Annotated in this window: 5 protein-coding genes; 4 read left to right on the top strand and 1 reads right to left on the bottom strand. The window is 33.5% G+C overall.

Annotation, left to right across the window (positions count from 1 at the left end; translation table 11 throughout):
- Positions 1–137 precede the first annotated feature (137 nt).
- From KHW44_RS06715 to KHW44_RS06705, 3 genes are read left to right on the top strand one after another with little or no spacing between them, the layout of a single operon-like run.
- A complete protein-coding gene (locus tag KHW44_RS06715) occupies positions 138–1,130 on the top strand; it encodes an NADH:flavin oxidoreductase (protein ID WP_094206214.1) in 993 nt (330 codons plus the stop codon).
- A gap of 9 nt (positions 1,131–1,139) precedes the next feature.
- Complete coding sequence (locus tag KHW44_RS06710) at positions 1,140–1,553, top strand: MarR family winged helix-turn-helix transcriptional regulator (protein ID WP_094206213.1); 414 nt, start codon at positions 1,140–1,142, stop codon at positions 1,551–1,553.
- A 20-nt stretch (positions 1,554–1,573) separates the two neighbouring features.
- A complete protein-coding gene (locus tag KHW44_RS06705) occupies positions 1,574–2,197 on the top strand; it encodes a nitroreductase family protein (protein ID WP_304067544.1) in 624 nt (207 codons plus the stop codon).
- 85 nt (positions 2,198–2,282) lie between these two features.
- On the opposite strand, the gene KHW44_RS06700 is transcribed toward KHW44_RS06705, so the two are convergent.
- On the bottom strand, positions 2,283–3,290 hold the full coding sequence (locus tag KHW44_RS06700; protein ID WP_094206211.1) for a TrkA family potassium uptake protein: 1,008 nt from the start codon (positions 3,288–3,290) through the stop codon (positions 2,283–2,285).
- Between the two features lie 126 nt (positions 3,291–3,416).
- Here KHW44_RS06700 and proC point away from each other — a divergent pair, with 126 nt between their 5' ends.
- On the top strand, positions 3,417–4,223 hold the full coding sequence (gene proC, locus KHW44_RS06695) for a pyrroline-5-carboxylate reductase (protein ID WP_094206210.1): 807 nt from the start codon (positions 3,417–3,419) through the stop codon (positions 4,221–4,223).
- Positions 4,224–4,505 lie beyond the last annotated feature (282 nt).

Below are 4,505 nucleotides of genomic sequence, written 5' to 3'. Positions count from 1 at the left end.
TAATTTGATTATAAAAATTCTATGAATTTAGAGATATCCTTATCAAGAGGGTTTGACAAAGTATACTATTAGAATTATAATTGACATATCAATAATTGATGTCTTAAATATTGACTAATCAACGAATGGAGGTAAACATGAAATTATCACAAGAATTGAAATCAAAGAATATTAATTTTAAAAACAGAGTCGTAATGCCGCCTATGGCTACTGCAAAGGCTGACGAAAACGGTCATATTACAGATGAAATCTTGAACTATTATGAAGAAAAGACTAAAAACAGATTATTTTCAACTGTAATTATTGAACACAGCTTTGTGGATGCTTTAGGAAAAGCCAGCAAAAATCAAACATCTATAGCAGATGATTCTACAATAGATGGAATGAGAAAACTTGCAAATTTAGTTAAAGCCAATGGTTCATCGGTAATATTGCAAATTTCTCACGCTGGTAGTTCTACTAGTGAAGAAGTTATCGGACAACAACCAGTAGCACCATCAGCTATCAAGAATCCATCGAAATCGACAGGAGAACTTCCAAGAGAACTGCATGTTGAAGAAATAGAACAAATTATTGATAAATTTGTCGATGCAGCAGTAAGATCAAAAGAAGCAGGATTTGATGGTGTGGAAATCCATTCTGCTCATGGATATTTATTGAACCAATTCTTATCTCCATTAACTAATAAAAGAACAGATGAATACGGTGGAGATATCGATGGGAGAATTAAAATTCATTTGGAAATTATAAGAAAAATCAGAGAAAAAGTAGGAAATGAGTATCCAATTTTTATAAGAGTGGGAGCTGGAGATTATTTAGATGGAGGACTTTCAACAGACGATAGCATACATGCATGTAAAGAGTTTATAAAAGCTGGAGTGGATGTTCTGGATATTTCTGGTGGAATGTGTATGTTCTCAATCGATGATAAAAGAGCAGGATTCTTCGATTTTTTAGCAAAGCCAATTTTTGAAAATGTAGATGTGCCAGTAATTTTGACTGGAGGAGTAAAAACAGGTGATGATATAGAGGACATATTGAACCGTGGAGTATGCGATTTGGTAGGAGTTGGAAGATCAGTGTTCAAGGATTCCAATTGGATGAATGAACAAATCAAACCAATTATGTAAAGGGAAAATATGGAACTTAAGCAATTTAGTAATGCTTTGCACAAACTTAGATGTGTGGAGCAAAATCTTACAAAAGAATTTGAAAATAGTACAGGATTTTCCTTAACCAGATACGAAATATTGTTATATCTGGATGAGAAAAAACAAAGCCTTCAAACAGAGATTGCTGAACATATAGGAATTGATCCTGCGGCGATTACTCGTCAACTCAAAATTTTAGAAAAAGAAGGATTTGTTACAAGAGATAGAAACGCTGACAATGCAAGAGAAATCATAGTTACACTCACGGATTATGCGAAATCTGAACTACAAATTTGCAAGCAAAATCACAAGGACAATCCGTGCAATGTTGCAGTGTCTATTTCAAAAAAAGAGATTGAAGATTTAATGGAGATTTTGGAATCTATTGAAGAAAAATTGTAATAACAAATAGGGGGTATTTAATGAATAATAATTTTGAAGATGTTGTATTTAATAGACATTCTGTAAAAGAATTTGATGTAAACAAAAAAATTGACAGAGAAGAAATGATACAAATTTTAGAAGAAGCAACACTTGCACCATCGTCAGTGAATCTTCAACCATGGAGATTTGTGGTTGTTGAATCTGATGAAGCAAAGGATAAGCTTCGTCCATTGATAAGATTTAATGTTAGACAGAATGATACTTCATCTGCGATGATTTTGATATTTGGAGATATGCAATGCTACGAAAAAGCAGATGAAATCTACAGTAAGGCAGTCGAAAAAGGTTATATGCCAGAAGATGTAAAAAAACAATTGATGGATTTGTTTATGCCAGTTTACAAGAACTATTCAAAATCAAAGATGAATGATGTAGTTAAAATCGATTCAAGTTTGATGGCTATGCAACTTATGCTAGTTGCAAGAGCTCATGGATACGACACAAATGCTATTGGTGGATTTGAAGAAGACCAACTTGCAGAGGCTTTCGGACTTGACCTGGAAAGATATGTTCCTGTGATTATAATCGCAATTGGTAAATCAAATTATGAACACCATGAATCAGTAAGGTTAGATATTAAAGATATTGCAAAATTTGAGTAAATTATAAGATGTATTGAAGTCATTATATTTTCAGGGATAATTTCATGGAAATATCACAAAAATAAGGCTAGCAATTTGCATAGCCTTATTTTGTTTCATCGCCCAAATGTTTTAATTTGTCCACTTGATCTTCTCTGCCGAGGACAATCAATACATCTCCAATTCGGAAAGTGTAGTTAACTGGTGGGTTGAAAATCATTTTATTATCTTCAATTGTTTTAATTGCAAGTACAATCAGACCTGTTTTATTTGGGATTTGGGCTTCAATTAAATTCTTATTTTCAAGATATGAGCCGCTTTTGACCACGACTTCTTCCAAATCCAATTCAACATCGCCAATTCTTGTAACCACATCTAAAAAAGAAATAATATTAGGCTTAGTCATCAACGAAGCCATTCTTTTGCCGCTGATTTCTACAGCGGACAAAGTTTTATTTGCTCCTACTTTCATCAACTTTTCGCTTCCCGATTTAGTAATTGCATTGGCGATTATGTAGATATTTTTGTTGAGATTTCTTGCAGTTAGCACAGTAACGATATTGTCTACTTCAGAATCCAACGTCGATACAAGACCCTTTGCTCTTTCGATTCCTGCGTGTTCCAATACTGCTTCTTCAGTTGACATGCCTTCAACAACTAAAATATCGTGGTGACTGTAATCATCAAGATCTTCACGTTTGTCCGTAATGACAACAAAATTCAAATTTTGATCGATAAAATTATTTATTATTACTTCTGCCAATTCACCAGAACCGCAAATAATGTAATGATCGTTGAGTGAGGCTATTTTCTTTTCCATTTTACTTCCCTTCCAAAAATCTTTAACTTTTCCTTCTACAAACATAGCAACAACCGTAGTAAATGCGTATCCGACGATGCCGACACCCACAAATATCATAATTATAGAGAAAACCTCTGACCAATTACTAGTAGTGCCTACCTCACCGAAGCCAACAGTCGAAATGGTTATAACCGTCATGTATAGTGCATCTATGAAGTCGACTTTTAGCAAAAACATATAGCCAATAACGCCCACGATTAATAAAAGTGCAAATGCATATAAAATAAATTTAAGCTTCCTTTTTTCTTCCATAACTTACTCCTTGATGTTTAAATTATAATATATTTAAAAAGAAAAAACTATACGATTGTAAGCAAAACAAGATAAATAAAATTGAAATCTGATAGAATATAGCTAAGGAAAATTTTGGAGGGGCTAATGAACAAATTATGTTTTATAGGAGCTGGGAACATGGGATCTGCCATGATTTCAGGAGTTGTGAATGCAAATATAATAGATGCGAATAAAATTTGCGTGTCAAATAAATCTGCGGGAAAATTAATAGATTTAAACCAAAAACTAAAAGTTAACACTACAACTGACAACAAAAAAGCGTCTGAAAATTCCGACGTTGTGATACTGGCTGTAAAACCACACATTATCCCTTTGGTTTTGGAAGAAATCAAGGATAATATTAATAAGGAAACTATCGTGATTTCTGTTGCAGCAGGGGTTACTATTTCAGATATTGAAAAAATCACAGGAACTGACAGAAAAATTCTTCGTGTGATGCCCAACACTCCTTGTCTTGTCGGCGAAGGAATGTCTGCGATTTGTCCGAATGAAAATATGAACGACAATGATTTGAAAATCGTGTCGGATATTTTCAATTCTTTTGGTAAAAGCGAAGTAATCGATGAAAGCTTGATGGATTGTGTGATTGGAGTTAGTGGGTCTTCTCCTGCATATGTGTTTATATTTATGGAAGCAATGGCAGATGCAGCTGTGCAAACGGGAATGAAAAGAGATATGGCGTATAAATTCGTTGCACAGTCGGTACTTGGCGCTTCGAAAATGCTTATAGAAACTGGTAAACATCCGGGAGAGTTGAAGGATATGGTGTGTTCTCCGGGTGGGACGACTATCAAAGCTGTGGAAGTTTTGGAAAAATATGGACTTAGAAATGCTGTTATTCAAGGACAATTGGCATGTGTAGAAAAGTCAAAGGAAATGAATGAGAAATAATTTACAATAATTTTACATTAATGTAGTGTGTGAAATTGTTTGTTATTTTTTTACATTTCATGGTGAAAATTATAGGTTGGTGTGATATAATATATTGTAAATTATTTTAATGGGGGCAAAATGATGAGCGTTATTGATATTTCAATAAATTTCATATGTAAGCTTTTTGATTTGAGATTTACAAATCACGATCTAAGCCTTATCAATAAATTGAGAGGCAAATTGATAGCTATTTTTGCGTCCAATAAAAAAGTGTATAATTGTCAAAAAATTTAGGAGAAT

The sequence above is a fragment of the Finegoldia magna genome, assembly GCF_018371055.1.
Taxonomy (GTDB): domain Bacteria; phylum Bacillota; class Clostridia; order Tissierellales; family Peptoniphilaceae; genus Finegoldia; species Finegoldia magna_I.
The sequence above is the reverse complement of the archived record's forward strand: the minus strand, read 5'-3'. Positions and strand labels throughout refer to the sequence as shown.

Excerpts from the sequence above, each read along its gene's own strand:
- KHW44_RS06710 (WP_094206213.1), top strand. The coding sequence starts at position 1,140 with ATGGAACTTAAGCAATTTAGTAATGCTTTGCACAAACTTAGATGTGTG.
- KHW44_RS06700 (WP_094206211.1), bottom strand. The coding sequence starts at position 3,290 with ATGGAAGAAAAAAGGAAGCTTAAATTTATTTTATATGCATTTGCACTT.
- KHW44_RS06705 (WP_304067544.1), top strand. The coding sequence starts at position 1,574 with ATGAATAATAATTTTGAAGATGTTGTATTTAATAGACATTCTGTAAAA.
- KHW44_RS06715 (WP_094206214.1), top strand. The coding sequence starts at position 138 with ATGAAATTATCACAAGAATTGAAATCAAAGAATATTAATTTTAAAAAC.
- proC (WP_094206210.1), top strand. The coding sequence starts at position 3,417 with ATGAACAAATTATGTTTTATAGGAGCTGGGAACATGGGATCTGCCATG.